Source organism: Nocardia sp. Marseille-Q1738, from assembly GCF_965283145.1.
On record NZ_CBDIMS010000001.1, the window covers coordinates 1,113,035 to 1,133,803 of the forward strand.

The 20,769-nt window shown below is 67.3% G+C and carries 20 protein-coding genes; 9 read left to right on the forward strand and 11 right to left on the reverse strand.

Annotation, left to right across the window (positions count from 1 at the left end; all coding sequences use genetic code 11):
- The first annotated feature begins 95 nt into the window (after window positions 1–95).
- The 5 genes from kstD to ACWPXK_RS05100 all read left to right on the forward strand — a co-directional run bounded on the left by kstD (window position 96) and on the right by ACWPXK_RS05100 (window position 5,533).
- Window positions 96–1,796 carry a 3-oxosteroid 1-dehydrogenase gene (gene kstD, locus ACWPXK_RS05080; protein WP_454194807.1) on the forward strand — a complete coding sequence of 567 codons (1,701 nt, stop codon included), beginning with the start codon at window positions 96–98 and terminating at the stop codon, window positions 1,794–1,796.
- Between the two features lie 168 nt (window positions 1,797–1,964).
- The gene (locus ACWPXK_RS05085; RefSeq protein WP_454194808.1) at window positions 1,965–2,831 is read left to right on the forward strand and encodes a MaoC/PaaZ C-terminal domain-containing protein; all 867 of its coding nucleotides are present in this window, start codon (window positions 1,965–1,967) and stop codon (window positions 2,829–2,831) included.
- A 373-nt stretch (window positions 2,832–3,204) separates the two neighbouring features.
- Window positions 3,205–3,831 (forward strand): MspA family porin, encoded by a 627-nt coding sequence (locus ACWPXK_RS05090; protein ID WP_454194809.1) that lies wholly within the window; start codon window positions 3,205–3,207, stop codon window positions 3,829–3,831.
- Between the two features lie 62 nt (window positions 3,832–3,893).
- A complete protein-coding gene (locus tag ACWPXK_RS05095; protein ID WP_454194810.1) occupies window positions 3,894–4,832 on the forward strand; it encodes a hypothetical protein in 939 nt (312 codons plus the stop codon).
- A complete protein-coding gene (locus ACWPXK_RS05100) occupies window positions 4,796–5,533 on the forward strand; it encodes a hypothetical protein (RefSeq protein ID WP_454194811.1) in 738 nt (245 codons plus the stop codon). Before ACWPXK_RS05095 ends, ACWPXK_RS05100 begins: the two co-directional genes overlap by 37 nt.
- Before the next feature lie 139 nt (window positions 5,534–5,672).
- Here ACWPXK_RS05100 and ACWPXK_RS05105 read toward each other — a convergent pair whose 3' ends face one another.
- The 7 genes from ACWPXK_RS05105 to hsaA all read right to left on the reverse strand — a co-directional run bounded on the left by ACWPXK_RS05105 (window position 5,673) and on the right by hsaA (window position 12,927).
- On the reverse strand, window positions 5,673–6,737 hold the full coding sequence (locus ACWPXK_RS05105; protein WP_454194812.1) for a lipase family protein: 1,065 nt from the start codon (window positions 6,735–6,737) through the stop codon (window positions 5,673–5,675).
- A gap of 526 nt (window positions 6,738–7,263) precedes the next feature.
- Window positions 7,264–8,403, reverse strand: coding sequence for a baeRF10 domain-containing protein (locus ACWPXK_RS05110; RefSeq protein ID WP_454194813.1), 1,140 nt, complete (start codon window positions 8,401–8,403; stop codon window positions 7,264–7,266).
- A 286-nt stretch (window positions 8,404–8,689) separates the two neighbouring features.
- The gene (locus ACWPXK_RS05115) at window positions 8,690–9,253 is read right to left on the reverse strand and encodes a YdeI/OmpD-associated family protein (RefSeq protein ID WP_454194814.1); all 564 of its coding nucleotides are present in this window, start codon (window positions 9,251–9,253) and stop codon (window positions 8,690–8,692) included.
- A 124-nt stretch (window positions 9,254–9,377) separates the two neighbouring features.
- The gene (hsaB, locus tag ACWPXK_RS05120; RefSeq protein ID WP_454194815.1) at window positions 9,378–9,950 is read right to left on the reverse strand and encodes a 3-hydroxy-9,10-secoandrosta-1,3,5(10)-triene-9,17-dione monooxygenase reductase subunit; all 573 of its coding nucleotides are present in this window, start codon (window positions 9,948–9,950) and stop codon (window positions 9,378–9,380) included.
- A gap of 20 nt (window positions 9,951–9,970) precedes the next feature.
- Window positions 9,971–10,876, reverse strand: a complete 906-nt coding sequence (hsaC, locus tag ACWPXK_RS05125) for an iron-dependent extradiol dioxygenase HsaC (protein ID WP_454194816.1) — start codon at window positions 10,874–10,876, stop codon at window positions 9,971–9,973.
- Window positions 10,876–11,754, reverse strand: a complete 879-nt coding sequence (gene hsaD / locus ACWPXK_RS05130; RefSeq protein WP_454194817.1) for a 4,5:9,10-diseco-3-hydroxy-5,9,17-trioxoandrosta-1(10),2-diene-4-oate hydrolase — start codon at window positions 11,752–11,754, stop codon at window positions 10,876–10,878. Before hsaD ends, hsaC begins: the two co-directional genes overlap by 1 nt.
- 9 nt (window positions 11,755–11,763) lie before the next feature.
- Entirely contained in the window at window positions 11,764–12,927 is a 1,164-nt protein-coding gene (gene hsaA / locus ACWPXK_RS05135) for a 3-hydroxy-9,10-secoandrosta-1,3,5(10)-triene-9,17-dione monooxygenase oxygenase subunit (RefSeq protein ID WP_454194818.1), read from the reverse strand.
- A gap of 197 nt (window positions 12,928–13,124) precedes the next feature.
- On the opposite strand from hsaA, the gene ACWPXK_RS05140 reads away from it, so the two are divergent.
- From ACWPXK_RS05140 to ACWPXK_RS05150, 3 genes are all read left to right on the forward strand, one after another.
- Complete coding sequence (locus tag ACWPXK_RS05140) at window positions 13,125–14,324, forward strand: Rieske 2Fe-2S domain-containing protein (protein ID WP_454194819.1); 1,200 nt, start codon at window positions 13,125–13,127, stop codon at window positions 14,322–14,324.
- Entirely contained in the window at window positions 14,324–14,656 is a 333-nt protein-coding gene (locus ACWPXK_RS05145) for a hypothetical protein (RefSeq protein ID WP_454194820.1), read from the forward strand. Before ACWPXK_RS05140 ends, ACWPXK_RS05145 begins: the two co-directional genes overlap by 1 nt.
- A 158-nt stretch (window positions 14,657–14,814) precedes the next feature.
- Window positions 14,815–15,633, forward strand: coding sequence for an MBL fold metallo-hydrolase (locus ACWPXK_RS05150; RefSeq protein ID WP_454194821.1), 819 nt, complete (start codon window positions 14,815–14,817; stop codon window positions 15,631–15,633).
- 6 nt (window positions 15,634–15,639) lie between these two features.
- Here the strand turns inward: ACWPXK_RS05150 and ACWPXK_RS05155 are convergent, their stop codons facing one another.
- Together ACWPXK_RS05155 and ACWPXK_RS05160 are read right to left on the reverse strand one after the other, a co-directional pair.
- Window positions 15,640–16,050 carry a cupin domain-containing protein gene (locus ACWPXK_RS05155; RefSeq protein WP_454194822.1) on the reverse strand — a complete coding sequence of 137 codons (411 nt, stop codon included), beginning with the start codon at window positions 16,048–16,050 and terminating at the stop codon, window positions 15,640–15,642.
- Between the two features lie 7 nt (window positions 16,051–16,057).
- Window positions 16,058–17,140 carry a saccharopine dehydrogenase NADP-binding domain-containing protein gene (locus tag ACWPXK_RS05160; protein ID WP_454194823.1) on the reverse strand — a complete coding sequence of 361 codons (1,083 nt, stop codon included), beginning with the start codon at window positions 17,138–17,140 and terminating at the stop codon, window positions 16,058–16,060.
- A 95-nt stretch (window positions 17,141–17,235) separates the two neighbouring features.
- Between ACWPXK_RS05160 and ACWPXK_RS05165 the strand changes: the two genes are divergently transcribed.
- Entirely contained in the window at window positions 17,236–18,153 is a 918-nt protein-coding gene (locus ACWPXK_RS05165) for an AraC family transcriptional regulator (RefSeq protein WP_454194824.1), read from the forward strand.
- A gap of 344 nt (window positions 18,154–18,497) precedes the next feature.
- On the opposite strand, the gene ACWPXK_RS05170 is transcribed toward ACWPXK_RS05165, so the two are convergent.
- Complete coding sequence (locus ACWPXK_RS05170; protein ID WP_454194825.1) at window positions 18,498–19,250, reverse strand: DUF427 domain-containing protein; 753 nt, start codon at window positions 19,248–19,250, stop codon at window positions 18,498–18,500.
- 415 nt (window positions 19,251–19,665) lie between these two features.
- Window positions 19,666–20,721 carry an acyl-CoA dehydrogenase family protein gene (locus tag ACWPXK_RS05175; protein WP_454194826.1) on the reverse strand — a complete coding sequence of 352 codons (1,056 nt, stop codon included), beginning with the start codon at window positions 20,719–20,721 and terminating at the stop codon, window positions 19,666–19,668.
- Window positions 20,722–20,769: the final 48 nt, after the last annotated feature.

Here is a 20,769-nt window from a genome sequence, read left to right on the forward strand (position 1 = left end):
AACTGAAACAAGTTTCCTCGACAAATGGAACGTCGAGCAAGTCTTCTGCCACACAACATAGACCAATGGCGCGTCCATTCTATAACGTGTTCTACATGACTGATCGGGAATACGACGTGGTGGTGGTCGGCAGCGGCGCCGCCGGCATGACCGCCGCCCTCACCGCGGCCCATCACGGGCTGAGCGTGGTGGTCATCGAGAAGGCCGCGCACTACGGCGGGTCGACCGCACGCTCCGGCGGCGGCGTGTGGATCCCGGGCAACAAGGCGCTGCGCGCGTCCGGTCGGCCCGACGACCGCGAGGACGCACGGACCTACCTGCACAGCATCATCGGTGACGTCGTGCCCAAGGAACGGATCGACACCTACATCGACCGCGGTGCCGAAGCCTTCGACTTCGTGCTCGACCACACGCCGCTGAAGATGCGCTGGGTGCCCGGCTACTCCGACTACTACCCCGAGGCACCCGGCGGCCGCGCCGAGGGACGCTCGTGCGAACCGAAGCCGTTCAACGCCAAGATCCTCGGCGCGGAGCGGTTCAATCTGGAACCGCCCTACAGCAAGACGCCGCTGAACGTCGTGGTCACCCAGGCCGATTTCAAGCAGCTCAACCTGATCCGGCGGCATCCGCGCGGCATGCTGCGCGCCATGCGGGTCGGCGCGCGCACCACTTGGGCCCGGATCGCCGGCAAGCATCTGCTCGGCATGGGCCAGGCGCTGGCCGCTGCGCTGCGCAAGGGGCTGCTGGACGCGGACGTGCCGCTGCTGCTGAACACCCCGCTGACCCGGCTGATCGTCGAGGACGACCGGGTCACCGGCGTCGAGGCCGAGCACGAGGGGGAGACCGTCCGCTTCGCCGCTCGCTACGGCGTCGTGCTGGCCACCGGCGGCTTCGAGCACAACGCGGAGATGCGGCACGCCTACCAGCGCGAGCCCATCACCACCGAATGGACCACCGGCGCGCCCGCCAACACCGGCGACGGCATCAACGCCGGCCTCGAACTCGGCGCCGCCGTCGACATCATGGCCGACGCCTGGTGGGGGCCGACGATCTTCAAGGGCGGCAAGCCCTGGTTCTGCCTGGCGGAACGCAATCTGCCGGGCTGCATCATCGTGAATGCCGACGGGAAGCGTTTCGGAAATGAGTCCGCTCCTTACGTCGAGGCCGTGCACACCATGTACGGCGGCGAGTACGGCCAGGGCGATGGCCCCGGCGAGAACATCCCCGCCTGGCTGGTGTTCGACCAGCGCTACCGCAACCGCTACATCTTCGCGGGGTTGCAGCCCGGCCAGCGGTTTCCGTCCCGCTGGATGGAAAACGACCTCATCGTGCAGGCGCCGACGCCGGCCGAACTGGCCGCGAAGATCGGCGTGCCGGAGCAGAACCTGGCCTCGACCATCGAACGGTTCAACGGTTTCGCGGCCACCGGCGTGGACGAGGACTTCCACCGCGGCGACAGTGCCTACGACAAGTACTACGGCGACCCGACCGTCAAACCGAACCCTTGTCTGGCTGCGCTGGTGGAAGGGCCGTTCTACGCGGCGAAGATCGTACCCGGCGATCTCGGCACCAAGGGCGGCCTGGTCACCGATACCGCGGGCCGGGTGCTGCGGGAGGACGAGACCGTCATCGAGGGCCTGTATGCCTCGGGAAACGTCAGCGCCCCGGTGATGGGCCACACCTACGCGGGCCCCGGCGCCACCATCGGCCCCGCGCTGACCTTCGGCTATCTGGCCGTGCTCGATATCGCCAAGCGCAAGAAGGAGCAGCCCGCCGCGGCCACGGCCGGGGCCTGAGGCGATGTCACGGGTCTACACCCAGACCTGGCCAAACCAGCCGAATCGTCCCGCGGAACGGACCAAGCAGAGGCGAGCCGGTGTCACGGCCCGCAGGATTGGTCCGTGACGGCAGGTCCGCGACACGAGCAGTCCGGATTCGTCCACAATCATGCACAAGGAGTTCTGATGCCCATCGACCCGAAGACCGCGCTCGGCGCGGAGCTGCCCAGCCGGGAATTCGCCTGGACGCCGTCGGACGTGCAGCTCTACCAGCTCGGTCTCGGCGCGGGTGCGCGCTGGACCGACCCGGCCGAGCTGCGCTACCTCGACGATCGGGTACCGCAGGTGCTGCCGACCTTCGCGACCGTCGCACCGACGCTGCACGAGACCGAGCCGCCGAAGGTGAGCTTCCCCGGCATCGATATCGATCTGGCGAAGGTGGTGCACGGTCACCAGGAGATCGAAGTGCATCGGCCGATCCCGGCCGCGGGCAAGGCGACCAGCACCGGCCGGATCGCGGAGCTCTGGGACAAGGGCTCGGCGGCGGTGGTGGTGCAGGAACACACCGTTACCGGTTCCGACGGAGCGCCGCTGTGGACGGCGCGGTCATCGATCTTCGCCAAGGGTGAGGGCGGCTTCGGCGGCGAGCGCGGACCCAGCACCAAGACCGAGTTGCCGGACCGGGCACCGGATTTCGACGTCACCACGCCCACACTGCCGCAGCAGGCGCTGCTCTACCGGATGTGCGGTGACCGCAACCCGCTGCACTCTGATCCCGAATTCGCCCGCGCGGCCGGTTTTCCCGCACCCATCCTGCACGGGCTGTGCACCTACGGCATTGTCTGCAAGACCGGGACCGACACCGTGCTGGACGCCGACGCGAGCCGGGTCACCGGATTCCGCGCCCGATTCGCCGGCGTGCTCTATCCCGGCGAAACCATCCGCACCCGCATCTGGCGGCAGGACGACGCGCTGACCATCGCGGCGACCGTCGTGGACCGCGACGACGCACCGGTCCTCGCCGACGTCACGCTGCGATTCCGGCCCGCCTGACGCCGCTTCCACACCGGTACGGTGTTGGTAGCCGATTCCTCGGACCATTCGGCTACCGGCATTCGCCACTCAGTACATTCAGCACAGTGCTTCGCCGATGGCGACGGGATCGGCCGAACGTACGTCCTTTCCCCCAGTGGAACTCGACATGTCGAGACACTCTCAGTCGGTGCCGGCGAGCGAATGGTCGCTGTGTCGGCTGTGGTAGAGATCACCGGTCCACAGCTCGTTCCAGTTGTCCGCTCTCTGGCTCGGGGGCATGTGACCGTGTTAGCGTTTTGCCGAGAAGGGGCGGTCTTCATGGGGGAATTCGCCTTGCGTCGCAGGCAAATTCAGTGTGATCGGGTTGCCCGGCCATATCTACACACGGGGGATGTTCATGCGTACTCGGGGTGTCATTGCAGGACTTGCAGGCTTGCTGACCAGCATCATGGTCGGCGTTGTCGGAGGCGGTACAGCGGTTGCCGAACCATTAGCGGATAAGTCGCGGGACACAATTACCGATGACGGTTGGCAGATACGGATCACCAAGACCGAGGAAAGCCTCGACAGGTACCCGAATCTCGCGGCAACCATGTTCACCCGCGAAGGTTTCGTCAGCCTCAAAGCCGTCGCCGACATCGACGGTATGGGCACCGCGCCGGTCAACTCGGGCACCATCACCCTCGGTTATCAAATCGGATGCCAGGTTGACGTCACCAACGGAATGTCACTGGGATTGGCGGTCGGCCCCAGCGTCAGCATCGGGGTGTTCTCCAGCCTCGGTGGCAGCGCAATGCTTTCACCAACGGTGAACCTGAAGCCGGGTACCATCGCCAACATCCCGTTCGGCACAAAGCCTTTGACCGGACGCCACGGTTCGATCACCTCCGACCAAGTCCACATCAAGATCGACGGCTGCCTCGGCCCGGTCAGCTTGCGCTCCTACGCCCAGGCCAACATCTCGACGCCCAACGCGGACAACTCCCTTGCCGTGTACGGCGACCCGATCTACCTGTGAGACGACCGATGTCGTTGGATTCGAGGCGAGTACCGTGCGGTCGCGGCTGCGGCCTATTGATGATGGTTCTGGCGCTGTTGATCGGCTACGGTGCGGTGGCCGGTGCACGGAATGCGCCCCAGGCCGAGGCGAAGCCGATCAATCCCTACGTTCCATGTCCGGAATGGCAGATCCTGCATCCTGGATGGCCGTGCTGGGGCAACTTCCCCGAGATCGAAGAACCAGCCCCGCCAGCCCTTCCTCCCGCTCCGCCGGTTACGCCGCCACCAGCCGCTCCCGGTCCACAGGCCCCGACCCCGACCACACCGCCGTCGACAACCGCGGCCCCGCCACCGGCGGCCGCGCTCACCCCGCCACCGGCACGACCGGCTCCCGATCCCTGCGACGCCATCATCCCGGTGCCCAGCTACGTCCCGCCTGCCCTGCCTGGTAATCCATCGAACCCGCCGTGCGGATCGGGACCGCGCAACCTCCGTGAACTGATCGACTACCTTCTGCGCACTCCGGTTAGGCAACTAGCAGACGGGCAGTACCCGGATGAGCCGTCTCTCATTCAGCGGGTCAACGCATGCGTGAACCATGACGACCTCCACCGTCCGCAATACCCTGATGTGTATGGATTCGAGGACAGCACATGGACAGTGGTGGGCATGGAGCGTGGCCTTGGGGCCGAACGAGCGATCCTCGGCTGCGACGCGGTTCGCCACATGATCCTCGATGGCAACACCCGTTACGACGGCAAGATCCACGACCCCAGGACCAACCCGAGGGCGTTCATGTACTGCATGCAGAACATAATGCGGTATCCCAATAGTGCGAAAATCGACACCAAAACCGGCAACCAGAAGTTCGTCTACCTGTACGCGCCGGGCAAAGAAGCCGTGATGTATGTGGGTCCAGCTGAATCCGGGGTCCGGCAAATCCGGACGGTTTACACCAACGGCGACCCGGATGACTGGGTCGGATGCGCAGGAACAGCCATGGCAGGTCCAATACGATGATCTCCGAAGCAGAATTCAGGCGACTGCACGCCGAAGAGCGGGAACGGCTGAAGCGTTGGGACGTATCGGAGCTTCGCCGCGATATCGATTCGTTCCTGTCGATCGCTTGCTGGTACTTCACTGATTTCGAAACCGACGAACACGTTGTTGTCGACGCATTCGTGGAATACCTCGCTCGCGCGAATCCGCTCGCAGTTCGGCCAATAGGTCATTTCGAGCAGTTCGTATCGAATCACCTCACTCGACTCGCGGACCGATACGGTGCGGTCGTCAACGCAGCGCGGGAAGGTGGACGAACCGACCGGGACGAGGAACTCGGGTGGAAGTTGGCCAATGAACTGGCCTGGCGCCTAGGCGGCGAGCTGGGCAACCGCGGTGATTGGCGAGCGAACAAGCTGTTCATCCACGGGTCGATCGCAGATCGGACAATGACGCCGTACCTGGGCTTCTCTCGCATACGAGGAGTGGCCCGCTCGGGTGCGATCAAGGTACCCAGCGGCGAACAAAAGTTCGTCCAGGACACCGTGCGGTGGTGCCTCCAGTGGGAAGCGGAAGCTCACCACCGATACGACCTCGAATCCTCCGCGCAACAGCGCGCCACGACAGTGGTCGAACAACTGATGAGTGAGGTGACCTCGCTCCACGGACACTCCGATCTCGATGAAGAGCTCGGCAGACTTCCCCCTACCCGCTGGGTATAGGCGGTCGGATAAGACGGCGAAGAAATCGACGATCCGTGCGCCATCGCAACCGAGGGGATTGTCGGCCGAGGCGGCTTTTGGCGTCCGGGTGGACGGTCGGATGCTCTTCGGCTTGCGGGATAGATAGTCTGGAGACCGATCACGCGGGCGCGAGAACACGGGCGACGAAGGACAGCACGTCCGGCCAAGACGCGTCGACGATCCCGCCGTGATCGGCATCGTAGGTGCGGAACTCGTATTTCGTTCCCGCGACGGTGAATTGGGCGAGCAACCCGTGGGTGATCGGGAGGGGAATGTCGCGGTCGGTGGACCCGTGCGCCACGAACAGCGGCTGGTGGTATCCGGAGGTCGGCACCTGCATGTATCGGGTCAGGGCGTCGGCGACCGGGCTGCCCGCTATCGGTCGGTTGAGCATCGACCCGATCGTGATGCCGGCGACCGCTGTCTTCCATTCGGGTTCGCACCGGCGGTCGATACGAGCGAGCGCGTCCGCACCGGCGGGTGTCAGTACCGACGCCACCGCCTCGGGGGCAACGAGCCGCACCCCGTCCAGCACCGCGGCGAACGTCGCGGTGAGGCCGTCGAAACCGGGCACCGTGGGTGCATACGGCCCGGCCAGCACGAAAATCTTCTCGATGTTCGATGCGGGCGCGAGCGCCGCGGTGCCGCGGAAATCGAGTTCGGGAGCGTAGCGGTCGGCGATATTGCCGGTGTTGAGTGCCGCGTGCCCGCCCTGCGAGACACCGGCCACCGCCCACCTGTGCGCGAGCGCGGGCTCGACGCGGCGGGCGGCGCGAACGAGGTCGACGGTCGCCGTGGCCTCGGTGCGCGAGTGCAGGTACGGATGGACGGTCTCGGCGCCCGGACCCAGGCCGAGGTAATCGGGCGCGACCACCGCGTAGCCCTGATCGACCAGGCTCCGCACATGGGGTGCGTCGGCCTTCGCGTTCGTGCTGATCCCGCAGGTAGGCCCGAGCCCGGTGGTCCCGTGCGTCCAGGCGACCACCGGCCAGCCGTCCGCCGGAGGCGTACCGGTCGGCGTCGCGAGAATGCCGGTCGCCGTTGTCGGCGCGCCGGTCGGGCCTTCGGTGACGTACTCGATGACGCGGGCCGACTCGATACCGCCCCACCTGGGCGGCGGACTCGTGCGAGCTGACCACCGAACCCAGTTCCCTTGTCGCGGCGGCGGTCTGGCCGATCTCATCGGCATGCGCGGTCGCAACCGCCGTCGCGGAGAGCACGGCGAGCGAGCAGAGCGTGGCGGCCATCGACCGCAATCTATGCACGTTCGGAATCATGGGTGCACGGTCGATCCAGTTGGCGAACATAGGCTTTCCTTCGCAGACCCGACCCTGATTTCGGTAGCCACGCTACGTACTGTGTGTTCAGCGCACAACCCGATCGGATTGGGGGCGCGCACCCTGGTCGCTAGGTTGTAGGTCTCGATCAGCGCAGCGAAAATCCTTTATCTGCAAGAAGATCCAGCTCAGCGCGATGACGGACACGATCTCCATATTCGCTATGCAGGCGTGGACTCCACTCGGTGGTCAATACGCCGGGTCAGCTCGGCGTGCGGGTGCTGGCGGAACTCGAAGCGCGGAGCCGCGCGGGCCCTGTCTCGGCGCGTCGTCGGCCCACCCGCTGCGCTTTCCTGGTGCTCTACGACGGCGCGCCGGAAATTGTGGCGGCGTCATCCTCTGCCGTCCAGGACGCCGGAGGATCTGATGTCACTACGGCAGGGGTGGTAGCGGGAAGCGCAGCTCGGCGGCGGCCAGATGCTCCTTGACCTCGGTGTCGGCCTTGACGTGCCGAACAGAGCCGCCCTCATCGATGACGCACTGGGCGAGCTCGTCCAGGATGTCCTCGGTCTGGCTGACCGCATCTCCGCATACCGGGCACTCGTCGCCGGAGAGGCCGAGCCAGCCGCAGCTGTCGCAGACCAATCCGTCGACCATGGCTGCGTCCTGGATCAGCTGCGTAGCTACGCCTTTCACGCTGCAGGCCCGCAAGCAGTTCGCGACGCCGAGCGTGGCTTGGCCCTCGGTGGCGACCTTCGCCAGTAGCTCGCCGACCAGACGGACGTCGATGTCCCGCTCGTAGCGAGCGACGATCTCGGTGGCGTCCTGCCTGAGCTCCCCCAGCGTCACCGTGTTCGGGTCGACGGTGAACGTGCCGGCCACGCGCTGGCGCAGCTCGCGGGACAGCGTGTCGAGAAACTGCGGTATCTCGTCGCGATGTCCACCTACGGCGAGCAGGTCGTAGTCGTCGGCGTCGAAGAGTTCCGCCAGCTCGCCCGCCGTCCGCCGGTAGTGCCTCTTGGCCAGCTCCTGAACCTTGTGGTGCACCCGGTTCTCCAAGCGGTTCCCCGCGAAGTTCGGGCTGCGTAGCGCCCGGTCGGCGATCGCGCGGGCTTCCTCGATCTCGTCGGCGAACAGTTCCCATACCAGCGCGCTCGCACGATCGACCACCGCGACGCAACAGCGGGCGTATTCCTCCAGCACGGCGAGCATCGGCCGCGTCCACGCGGTGTGGTCCACGACGAGCCGGTCCCGGACGGCATGCGGTAGTTGCACCGCCTCGAACAGCCCTTTTCCGCTACAGGAGAACATCGCGACCGCACCGGGCTGCCAGTAATCGGAGCGGACCGTCTCGCGGAACCGTTCCAGGTCGGCGCGGACCGACAGTCTGGCCGCCCGCTCCATCGATCTGTCCTTGGCCATCGGGTTGACCTCGTCCGCCATGCTGTTCACCCGGCTCAGCAGCCCGGAACGGTCTCCTGGATCGACCGGCACGTGCGCGTACATCGATACGATGGGAATCCCGTGGCCCCGCATCCGGCGTATCCGCCCGATCGTCTCGGCTGTGATCATGGTTCCTCGCTTCCACCCGGTCGGCGCCACCGGTCAGCGGCGCCTCTGACGCCACGGCGTTACTGGCACCAGGACCCGGAGGGACCTCCGTCGAGCCCCGGATGTCTCGCTTGCCCTGATTGTTCTCGGTGGCGGGCGGGCGCACTTCGACCTGCCGGGTCGAGTAACACGGCGCCGAACCAACCGGCCGGGCCGACAACCCTGGCCTTCGCCTCGCTCATGTCCAGGAGCTGGGTCTCCGAGGTGCAGGAGCGCCGGACCCTGTGGGGATCCTGGTCCGGATTCCCTATTCGCTCAGTTCCGCGAGGACCCGGCGCAGCTGGGTGGCGCGCTCGGTGGGCGTCCGCGACTTCATCAACCGCAGGTAGAACGCGTACTGTCCGCTGCGATCGAGTCGGTCGAACCTGCCGCGGGCGCTGGGATTCTCGGTCAAGGCGGCATGAAGGTCGGCGGGGCAAGTGGCAGTGCGCTGGGGCTCGTAGGCGGCGGACCAGCGGCCATCGGACCGCGCGGCGGCGATGGCGGCGAACCCGGGGGAGCGCATGCGGCCGGAGGCGATGAGCGCCTCGGCTTTGGCGACGTTCACCTGGGACCATGGGCTCGTCGGGCGGCGCGGGGAGTACCGCTGGAGGTAGTGGTCGGCATCGAGGCCGCGACGGTGGCTGTCGATCCAGCCGAAGCACAGTGCGCCGTCCAGCGCCTCGGTGATGGTGATCGTCGTACCCGCCGCGCTCTTCTTCGCGATCTTCAGCCACACATCCGTGGCGCGGTCGTGGTTGTCGGCGAGCCAACTCTCCCACTGGGTGCGATCGGTGCACGTGATGATCTCGGTGCCATCGAGCTGATCCATGGTGGGCCTCCCTCTTGGTGCTGTCCTACACCTCATCCTCACCATGGAAGTGCTCATCAATTGAGCACTTTTGTTCGGCGGCTCTGGTTTCTTCGTCGCGTGGTGTCAGAACCGCTCGGCAGGCTTACAGCCAGGTGTCCAACGTGGTCGTGGTGAGGAAGTGTTCCAGGTCGGCGCGCCAAGGGGCCGGGGTGGTTTTCTCGGGTTCGATGGCGGTGTACTGGCCGCGGTAGAACAGCAGGGGGCGGCCCGTGGCGGTCGTTTCGGAGAGGGCTTGGACTCGGCCGATGACGATGTAGTGGTCGCCGCCGTCGATGACGCTGTCGACTTTGCACTGGATGGTGGCCAGGGCGTCGTCCAGGACCGGAAGCTCCAGGTCGGAGGTGTGCCAGTCGGCGCCGGCGAACTTGTCGGGCTCGCGGGAGCCGAAGCGGGCGCACAGTTCGCGCTGCTGTTCGGCGAGGACGTTCACGCAGAAACGTCCGGACTTCTCGATCGCCGCCCAGGACCGGGAAGCCTTGGTGGGGCAGAACAGCACCAGCGGCGGTTCCAGGGAGAGGGCGGCGAACGACTGGCAGGCGAATCCGATCGGGGCCTGGTCGCCGTCGAAGGTGGTGATCACGGTGATGCCGGTGCAGAACTGCCCGAGCACGTTCCGGAACTGCCGCGCATCGATCTCGGGTCCGTCCGAGGTCATCGTTTCGCTCGCCCTCTCGGTCACTGTTGTCGCTGCCCCACGGTGAAGTCGTGACCCCACAGGCTCACCGCGGTGGATTCCCGTGCGATCCAGTCCTCGTCGTCCACTTCCAGACCCTCACAGCCGAATTCGACGTCGAACCCGCCCGGCGTCTTCATGTAGAAGGAGAGCATCTTGTCGTTGACGTGCCGTCCCAGCGTCGCGGACATCTTGACCTTCTTGCGCAGCGCCCGGTCCAGGCACAGCCCGACGTCGTCGGCGTGCTCCACCTCGATCATCAGATGCACGATGCCGCTCGGCGTCGGCATGGGCAGGAACGCCAGCGAGTGGTGGCGCGGGTTGCACCCGAAGAAGCGCAGCCAAGCGGGCTCGCCGTCGGCCGGGCGCCCGACCAGCTGCGGTGGCAGCCGCATCGAGTCGCGCAGCCGGAAGCCGAGGACGTCGCGGTAGAACTCCAGCGCCGCCTTGTCGTCTTTGGTGCTGAGCACCACGTGCCCGAGCCCCTGCTCCTCGGTGACGAACTTGTGCCCGTAGGGGCTCACCACCCGGCGATGCTCCAGCGCGACGCCGTGGAAGGCCTCGAGCGTGTTGCCGGAGGGGTCGTCGAAGCGGATCAGCTCGTGGACCCGGCGATCGGCGAGTTCCGCGGCGGTGCCTTCCTTGTACGGCACGCCCGCCGCGTCCAGCCGGTTGCGGATGTCTTGCAGCTCAGCCGCATTGGCGGTCTCCCAGCCCGAGATCTGCAGCTGGTCCTTCTCGCCGGGGACGATCACCAGCCGGGCCGGGAACTCGTCCATGCGCAAATACAGCGCCTCGGGATCGGTGCCCTTGCCCTCGACCATGCCGAGGACCTTCAGCCCGTACTCCCGCCAGGCGGACATGTCGGTCGCCTCGATACGCAGATATCCCAGTGAGCGGATTCCCATCACTTCTCCTTGACGCCTGCGAGGAAATCAATGGCCAGCCGGTTGAACTCATGGAACTTCTCCAGCTGTGCCCAGTGCCCGCACCCGCCGAAGACGTGCAACTGCGCGCGCGGGATCAGCTTGGTCGCCACCAGCGCGCCGTCGAGCGGGTTGACCCGATCCTCGCGACCCCAGATCAGCAGCACCGGCTGACGCAGCTTGTAAGCGTCGCGCCAGAGCATCCCCTTCTCGAAGTCCGCGCTCGCGAACGACTTACCCATGGCGCGGGTCGCGGCCAGCGCCTCCGGCGTGCTCGCCGACGCGAACCGCTCGTCGATCAGCTCGTCGGTGATCAGCGACTGGTCGAAGACCATGATGCGCAGGAACGCCTCCAGGTTCTCCCTGGTCGGCTCGTAGTTGAACTTGGCGAGCAGCTTGACGCCCTCGGTCGGGTCCGGCGCGAACAGGTTGGTGCTCAGCCCGCCCGGGCCCATCAGGATCAGTTTTCCGGCCCGGTCCGGGTAGTCCAGCGCGAACCGCACCGCCGCGCCGCCGCCGAGCGAATTGCCCAGCAGGTGCACCCGCGAAGTGATCTGCAAGTGGTCGAGCAGGTCCTTCAGCGCGGACGCGCTGTGCACGAAGTACTGCGGATGCTCGGTCGGCTTGTCCGAGTGACCGTATCCCGGCTGGTCCACGGCCAGCACATGGAAATGTTCCGCGAGCACCGGGATGTTGCGGGCGAAGTTCGACCAGGAGGACGCGCCCGGCCCGCCGCCGTGCAGCAGGACGATCGTCGGCCCATTGCCGACACCCGCCTCGTGATAGTGCAGCCGCAGGCCGGGTCGCACTTGGGCGTAGCGGGAGGTCGATTCGGCGGTGAGTTCCACGGTTGAGGTCACAGTCGCCCCCTACACCATGCCGTCGGTGACCGGGAGGCCGAACTCGTGCGTGCCGTACATTAGGTACGCGCGCTCGGGATCGTTGGCGGCGTGTACCCGCCCGGCGTGCGCGTCGCGCCAGAAGCGTTGCAGCGGAGTGTCGTTCGCGAGCGCGGTGGCACCGGAGCTCTCGAACAGCTTGTCGATGGCCGCGATCGAGCGGCCGGTGGCCCGCACCTGGTCGCGCCTGGCCCGCACGCGCAGGTCGAACGGAATGTCCTTGCCCGCCACCAGCAGCGCGTATTCGTCGGCGACGTTGCCCGACAGCTGCCGCCAGGCCGCGTCGATGTCGCTGGCGGCCTCCGCGATGCGCACCTTGGCGAACGGGTCGTCCTTGGCCTTCTCGCCCGCGTAGGCCGCGCGTACGCGCTTGCCCTGGTGCTCGACATGCGCCTCGTAGGCGCCGTAGGCCATGCCGACGATCGGGGTGGAGATGGTGGTGGGATGGATGGTGCCCCAGGGCATCTTGTAGACCGGATCGGTGTTCTGTTCCAGCCCAGGTGATTTCAGCTCGCTCATGGCGCGAAAGCTCAGGAACCGGTGCGACGGCACGAAAACGTCCTTGACCACGACGGTGTTGGAACCGGTTCCGCGCAGGCCCACGACGTTCCAGACGTCGTCGATGCGGTAGTCGTCGCGCGGAATGAGGAAGCTGCCGAAATCGACCGGCTTGCCGTCCTTGATCACCGGGCCGCCGAGCACGGCCCAGGTCGCGTGATCGCAGCCGGACGACCAGGCCCACGCGCCGTTGACGATATAGCCGCCGTCGACGACCGTGCCCGCACCCATCGGCGCGTAGGAGGAGGAGATCCGCACCTCGGTGTCCTCGCCCCAGACGTCCTCCTGCGCCTGCTGCGCGAACAGCGCGAGATGCCAATTGTGCACGCCCACAATGCCCGCCACCCAGCCGGTGGAGCCGCACGCGCTGGCGATCTTGCGCACCGTGTCATAGAAGACCACCGGATCGGCGGCGTGACCGCCCCACTGCTTGGGCTGGAGCAACCGGAAGAAGCCGGTCTCCTGCAACGCCTTCATGGATTCGTCGGGGATGCGCCGCAGGTCCTCGGCCTCCTGCGCGCGTTCGCGCAGCGTCGGCAACAGCGCTTCGACCCGTTCGGTCACTTCTTGCGTCATCTCGGGACCTGCTCCTGCCTGGTCGATTGATAACCGATAGTCACGTGCCTCTGAGATTAGAACAGGTTCCTATTTCTGTCGAGAACCGGTGTTCATCCCTCGTCGGACCTGCGCTCATGCAGGAAGTGGGGTGAATCGCTGGCGTCCAAGGCGCCAGTTTTGTAACGTGTTCTAGTACAGAAGGAGGAGGAATCGCGATGGCAGGTACCCCACAGGGGAGCGGTTCGAAGGTCCGGGAGCTCGATGTCGGCACCGTACCGACCCGGTATGCGCGGGGATGGCATTGCCTGGGTCTGGCCAAGACGTTCCGGGATGGCAAGCCGCATGCGGTCGACGTGTTCGGCACCAAGCTCGTCGTCTGGGCCGACAGCAGCGGTGAACTGCGGGTACTCGACGCCTACTGCAGGCACATGGGCGGCGACCTGAGCATGGGCGAGGTCAAGGGCGACGACATCGCCTGCCCGTTCCACGACTGGCGCTGGTCGGGGACCAGCGGCAAGTGCACCGCGATTCCGTACGCGCGCCGGGTTCCGCCATTGGCGCGCACCAGGAAGTGGACCACGCTGGAGCGCAATGGTCAGCTGTTCGTCTGGCACGACGTCGAAGGCAGCCAGCCGCCGCCCGAGGTCACCATTCCGTACATCAAGGGCCCCTACACCGACGCCGACGGCAACCCCACCGAGGAGCTCGACGGTGGGTGGACCGACTGGACCTGGAACTCGATGCTGATCGAGGGCGCCAACTGCCGCGAGATCATCGACAACGTGGTCGACATGGCCCACTTCTTCTACATCCACTTCGCCTTCCCGACGTACTTCAAGAACGTCTTCGAGGGCCACATCGCCACCCAGTTCCTGGAGACCAAGGGCAGGCCGGACATCGGCATGGCCTCCAAGTACGGCGGTGACACGCTGCTGAAGTCCGAGGCCTCCTATTACGGCCCCTCGTACATGATCAACCCACTGATCAACATCTACAGCGGTTACGAGGTCAAAAGCGTGCTGATCAACTGCCACTACCCGGTTACCCAGGACTCCTTCGTCCTGCAATGGGGCATCACGCTGGAGAAGCCGCAGGGCGTCGACGGCGAGATGGCCGATCGGCTGGCGGAGAAGATGACCGAGGGCATCAGCGTCGGCTTCCTGCAGGACGTCGAGATCTGGAAGCACAAGTCCAAGGTGGAGAACCCGCTGCTGTGCGAGGAGGACGGGCCGGTCTACCAGCTGCGTCGCTGGTACGACCAGTTCTACGTCGACCTGGCCGACGTCACCGAGAAGATGACCCAGCGCTTCGAGTTCGAAGTGGACACCACCAAGGCCAATGAGGCGTGGGAGGCCGAGGTCGCCGAGAACCTGCGGCGCAAGCGCGAGGCCGAGGAAGCCGAGGCGGGCGTCTGATGGCGGCCACCTGGGCGAAGGCACCCGATTTCGCCGACCAGCCCGCTCGGCGAGCCGAAGTGCGCGCCCAGACCGTGGCCGATAAGCAGCGGTATCTGGAGGACGGCCTGACGCCGCTGCGGTGTCAGGCATGCCACAGTCAGGTGCTGGTGCGCAAGAGCAGCTCGCACCAGACGTCGGTGCAGTGGACCGGCGATCCGGCCGAGCACTGCCCGGTCTTCGCCGAGCTGAGCGCGAGCGGCTACCGGCCGGGCCGCCCGGAATCCTGTCCTCAGCTGGAGCGCACCATCGCCTGGGCGGTGGACGAGGGTCTGCTCGAAATCCCTGAATAGGCCCGGTATTCGGGCGCTCGGTGCACGCGCCGATCGTCGTGACGGTGGCCGAGCTGTCGCGAGCGAGCCGCGATCGGGCTACGTTGACCGGAACGACAAAGACCTTCGTGCCGGATCGGATCTGCTCCGTCCGGCGCCGTAGGAGGGAGTTTTCCGCGATGCTGGTGCACCATCTGGACTGCGCGACGATGTGTCCGTTCGGCGGGCGCGCGCTGCTCGGCAGCGGTGGGCTGCTGACCGGCGAGCTGGTCGGCCACTGCCTGCTGGTCGAGACGGACGACGGGCTGGTGCTGGTGGACACCGGATTCGGTATGGGCGATGTGCTCGACCGGAGCAGGCTCGGCTTCGGCACCGCGCAGCTGCTGCGGCCGCGGTTGCGTCCGGAACTGACCGCGCTGCACCAGATTCGCGCGCTCGGCTATCGGCGGGAGGACGTCCGCCACATCGTGCTCACCCACCTCGACCTCGATCACGCGGGCGGCCTGTCCGATTTCCCCGACGCCACCGTGCACGTCTTCGCCGACGAACTCGACGCGGCGACCCAGCGGCCTACGGTCGGTGAGCGCTCGCGCTACCAGCCGCGCCAATGGGAGCACGGGCCACGCTGGCTCGCCCACGAAACCGGCGCCGACTCCTGGTTCGGCTTCACCGCTGTGCCGGTGCTCGAAGACATCCTGCTGGTTCCCCTGATCGGTCACACCCGTGGGCACAGCGGCGTCGCGGTCCGGCAGAGCGACGGTTGGTTGCTGCATTGCGGCGACGCGTACTTCCACCACCGGGAGCTCGAATCGGCGAAGGCGCGTCCCCCGGTGGGGCTCGGGTTCTTCGAGGTGCTCGCGGGCACGCTGGGCCGAGCACGGGTGGAGAACCTGGAGCGGCTGCGCACGCTGCGCGCCGAACACGGCGACCGGATCCGGATGTTCTGCGCGCACGATCCGCAGGAGCTCGCCGCGTTCGCCCCGGCGCCGGTGGCCTGATCCCGGTCAGTCCAGCCGGAAATCCGCGAAGTCGAATCCCGGCGCGACTATGCAGCTGACCAGGACATAGTCCGCTCCCGCTGGCCGGGCCGCCTGGCTCACCCCACCCGGCACGACGGCCTGGAGCACCTGGCCGTGCTCCAGGTCTGGACCGAGGATCACTTCTTCGCCGCCGATGTTCAGTGCGAGCGGCCCACCGCGATGCCAGAGCCACAGCTCATCGGAGCGCACGGTGTGCGGGGCGGACTGCTCGCCGGGCAGCAACAGGAAATAGATCGCCGTCGCGCTCGCGCGCTGGCCGCCGTACCCCTCGGGCGTGAATTCGACCGGGCTACGCCAGGTTTGGCGGTACCAGCCGCCTTCGGGGTGCGGCGCGAGATCGAGTGCGACGGCGAGCGGCGGTCGGTTGTCGGTCATCGTTCGACTATGCCCGATCCGGTGCCGGTTCTCCGGTTTCCTCGATGCGCCACGTGATGCCGAAACGCGCCAGTCCGTCGAGGAAATCGGCCGCGTCGAAGGCTTCCGCGGGGGCCAGCGCGCCCGGCGTGGCGGTGCCTTCGGCCAGCCGGACAGCGGTTTCCACCGCCATCAGCGCCGAATCGCGGTAGGAATCGACGCCGCTGACCACGCCGCGAACCACGCGCCCGTCCGTCCCGGACGCGTCGACCACGAGGTCGTAGCGCAGATCCGAGCTGGGCTCGTCGGGCAGCGTGTCGATGATCTCGGCGGTGAACCCGCTGAGCATGTCGAGGATCGACGTGGCGAGAACGCCTTCGACGTAGGAGACGTTCGAGTGTCGCGGGATGGTCAGGACCGGTGGCTGCGGGAATTTCGCGACGGAAGTCGGCTCGGTGTCGCCGGGGAAGGTCAGCTTGTCGTGGCGTGCCGCCGCGCCGGTGCGCAATTCGCCGTCGGCGTAGTGCCAGCCGCCACGGCGAAACCAGTCCAGGCTGGCGAAGACCGTCTTGGCGCTGCCCTTGGAACCGTTGCCGCCGCTCTTGCTGAGGTGGCTCAGCACCACGTCGGCCGGCCCGGCGACGCGGCGGCTGGTGAGGTAGCCGAGCAGGTCGCCGGGCACATTGCTGTCGGTGATGCCGGAAACCACGGTGACGCCCGCCGCCGCGGCCCTCGGCCCGAACTCGTCGAAGACCCGCTTCAGGAACAGCTGCTCACCGGACATGTCGGTGTAGTGCGCGCCCGCATCGATGGCCGCCGCGAGTACGGCGGCGCCGTGGTTCACGTAGGCGGGCAGGCTGCTGATCACCGCGTCGGCGCCGGTGAATGCCGCGACGAGGGCCGCGTGATCGGTCAGCTCCGCGACCCGCACGTCGGCGTCGGACAGGCCTGCGGCGTCGGCGGCGGCGCGGATTCGATTTGCGTCGCGTCCCACCAGGATCGGGGTGAGTCCGCGGCGGCGCAGTTCGGTGAGCAGGTAGCCGCCGGTGTGGCCGGTGGTGCCGTAGACGGCGATCGTCGGGGAGGATGCGCGGGCTGCGGTTGATGTCATGGATGAAAACCTATTGTGAAACCATGAGTCGATCCATGGCCATATCGCTCGGTCTGATGTCTAAAACGCTCATGATGAAAGTGTATTGTGACTACGTGGACATCCTGAGCGAGACGATCGCGGCCATCCGCACCGGCAGCCCGACATCCGGTCTGTTCATCCGGCATGCGCCGTGGGGCCGCCGGTATCCCGTGGTGCCCGGCGCGGGGTTCCACGTGGTCTTGCAGGGCTCGTGCTGGGTGGTGCCGCCGAACGGCGAACCGATGGCGCTCGGCGTGGGAGATGTGCTGTTCATGCCGCGTGGCGCCGATCACGACCTGGTCGACAGCCTGGACAGTCCGGTCACCGAGACCGCGCTGCCCGGCGAGCCGAGGGAGATCGTGGGGCCGGGCGTGCGGACCGCGCTGCTGTGCGGCGCCTACGAACTCGGACGAGGACGCAGCCATCCGATCCTCGACGAGCTGCCCGAATTCATCCATCTACCCGCGCGTCCCGGGCGTCATCCGGCACTGCGCGGCGCCGTCGATCTGCTGGCCGCCGAGATCGCCGAGCCGCGACCGGGGAGCGACGCGGCCGTGCCCGCACTGTTGGAGACGCTGCTGCTGTTCATCCTGCGCGCGTGGTTCGACGAACAGGCCGACGTCCGAACCTCAGGGTGGGCAGGCGCTTTCACCGATACCGCGGTCGCCGCGGTGCTCCGTGCGGTGCACGAGGATCCCGCCCGAGCCTGGACCGTCCCCGATCTCAGCGATGTCGCCGGTGTCTCCCGCGCCACACTCGCGCGCCGCTTCACCGCGACGGTCGGCGAACCGCCGCTCTCCTACGTGACCCGCTGGCGCATGCTGACCGCCGCCCGCCTGCTCCGTGACACCGATCGCGGTCTCGGCGCCGTCGCCCGGCAAGTCGGCTACACCTCGGAGTTCGCCTTCGCGAAGGCGTTCAAACGCGAATACGGCGTGGCGCCGGGGCAATACCGTCGCGCGGCAGACAGCCCGCCACTGGTCGCGGTCTGATCAGCCCGCTGCGCGATGCCCGGTGAGCTGCTGAGGACCCGCACTCGCGGTCGGTGCGGAGGCCGCCACCGTGCTGGCCTTCTGCCAGTGTTTGGGCGGATGGCGCAGGAGGCCAAGGCGGCCGAGGCGCAGCGACGACACCAGTAATGGCTGGCCGAGCAACACTGTGTGGGAGAAGTGGTTTCAGCTCGCGGCGCAGGGGGAGTTACGGCCGGGCGTCCTACGCCGGTCGCCGGCGTACCTGCCTCCGCACGGCTGGCCGGTGGCGCGGCGCCTTCATGCGCGGCGGTCGAGCCGCCGACATGGCCGACCGGCTGGCGGGCTACCGGTGAGCCCGGAGACGGTCAGCTGAACGGCGAGCGGGGCCGCTCCTGGAGTTCGCGGTCCAGGTAGATGTCGACCTTCTCGTTGTAGAAGCAGACCAACCCGGCGATCTTCTGGCTCTCCGGCAGCGGGGTGCGGTAACCCCACACGTAGTCGAAGTACTCCTTGCCGTTGACCCGGACGGTCCAGTAATCGGCGGTGCCCTTGTAGGGGCAGCTGGTGTGGGTGGTCGACGGATGCAGCAGTTCCATGCGGACGTCCGTCATCGGCAGGTAATACCGTGGGGGCAAGCCGGTTTCGAAGAGGATGCGCGGTGCGTGCGAGTCGGCGACCGTCACGCCGTCGACCTCCACCCGCACGTGCCGCGAGCTGGCCAGGATGTCGACGCGCGAGTACGGATCGCGCGGATGGACGTAGATCGGCTCGTCCTCCTCGAACCACTCGTCCATCGCGTCCCACTCCAGCCGGACCAGGTCACGCAATTCGGGGATCGGTGAATCGTGATATCGCAGCGCCGCCGCCCCGGCAGTCGTGCCGTCGACCGCCACGTCGTACACGGTCGCGTCGCCCCGGCTGGGGGAGTGCTGGGTGGTTCCGTGCGGTTCGAGTTTCGCGCGCAGATCCGCGACCGGCACATAGTAGGTCGGGTAATGCGGGTTCTCCCAGACGAGCACCGGCCTGACCGTGTCGGCCACCATGTACCCGCCCAAATAGACTCGCACTCGCTTCTGGCCGGTCTCGACGCGGACGCGGCCCCGCTTCGCTTCGGTCATATCTCCTGACCGTACTCCTCGCACGGGACGGCGCCAGGGGTGTGACGACCCCGCCCCTGGTGGCTGCCTCGGGCCCGCGGCAGATCGTCGCCACTGATCACCCCGGCCAGCCGAGTGAGCCTGCCCGGTCGGCCGCATCGCCTGCACGGTGGGTGATGTCTACCTGATCGTCGGCGCCATGTCGGCGACGATAAGCAGCGGGAGCGGCGTCTGGTGGACATCCTCGACGGTCTGCGTCCGCGGGGCGATGAGCGGGTGACCGGCACGGGCGATTGCGTCTGCGTCGTCGTGGCCGCGGCAACCGTCAGGTCGGCCCGGCTCGAGCCGCGACAACTCATGGACGCCGAGTCGGCAGGCAATGAGCGCCGTCGACATCGAAGTGGCGCACCGTCAAGGGGATCGGTGCGCCCCGGCCTCATGCCGACTGGGTCAACGGCCGGCGCGGCGTGCCGAACAACTGCGCGTCCCCGTGGGCGCGCTTGAAGAACAGATGCGCGTCGTGCTCCCAGGTGATCGCGATGCCACCGTGCAATTGGACGGTCTCGGCCGCGATGGCGGTGAGCGCTTCCGAGCAGTGCACGCGGGCGCCCCACACGTCCTCGGCGGCCGACGGGCTGTTCGCCGCTACCGCCGCGGTGGCCGCGACGGACGCGGACCTGGCCGATTCCAGCAGCACGTACATGTCCGCCATGCGGTGCTTGAGTGCCTGGAAGCTGCCGATCACCCGGCCGAACTGCACCCGGGACTTGGCGTAGTCCACCGTCATCTCCAGGCAGCGGTCCGCCACACCGACCTGCTCGGCGGCCACGGCGGCCCAGGCGATGTTGCGCAGCCGGGCGATGGTCGCCGCCGGATCTCCGGCCCCGAGTCGGCGGGCGGGCGCCGCGGCGAAGGTGATCTCGGCGAGTTTCCGGGTGGGGTCCATGGTCGGCGCGGACCGCCGGGTGACGCCCGCCGCCGTTGGTTCGACTTCGAAGAGACCGCCTGGGGTGACGACGACGAGGGTGTCCGCGGACACCCCGTCGAGCACGTAGTGCGCGGTCCCGGTCAGGGCGCCGTCCGTCGCGTGCACGCCCGGCTCATCCCAGCCGGTCTCGCCCGCCCAGCAGACCGCGATCGTCCTGCTGCCCTCGGCAACCTCGGGCAACAGCCGCGCGCACGCCTCGGCATCATCCGACAACAGCACGGCCTGCGCACCGAGCACGGCCGACCCGAGCATCGGCACCCCGGCGAGCGTACGGCCCAATTCGCCGACCACCAGCAGTGATTCGACCAGGCTCGCACCGAAACCGCCGTACTCCTCGGGAATCGCCAGCGCCGCCACGCCGATCTGCTCGCACAGCAGCCGCCACAGCGCCGGGTCGTAGCCGAGTTCGGTGTCCATCGCGGCACGCACCGCCGCGGATCCGGCGTGCTTGGTCAGCAGGGCACGGACCGAGGCGAGGAATTCCTGGTGTTCCGCGCTGCTCATGCTGTGTCCTTTCCGGCATGGGCGGGGGCCTGCGTGGTCACGCTTCGC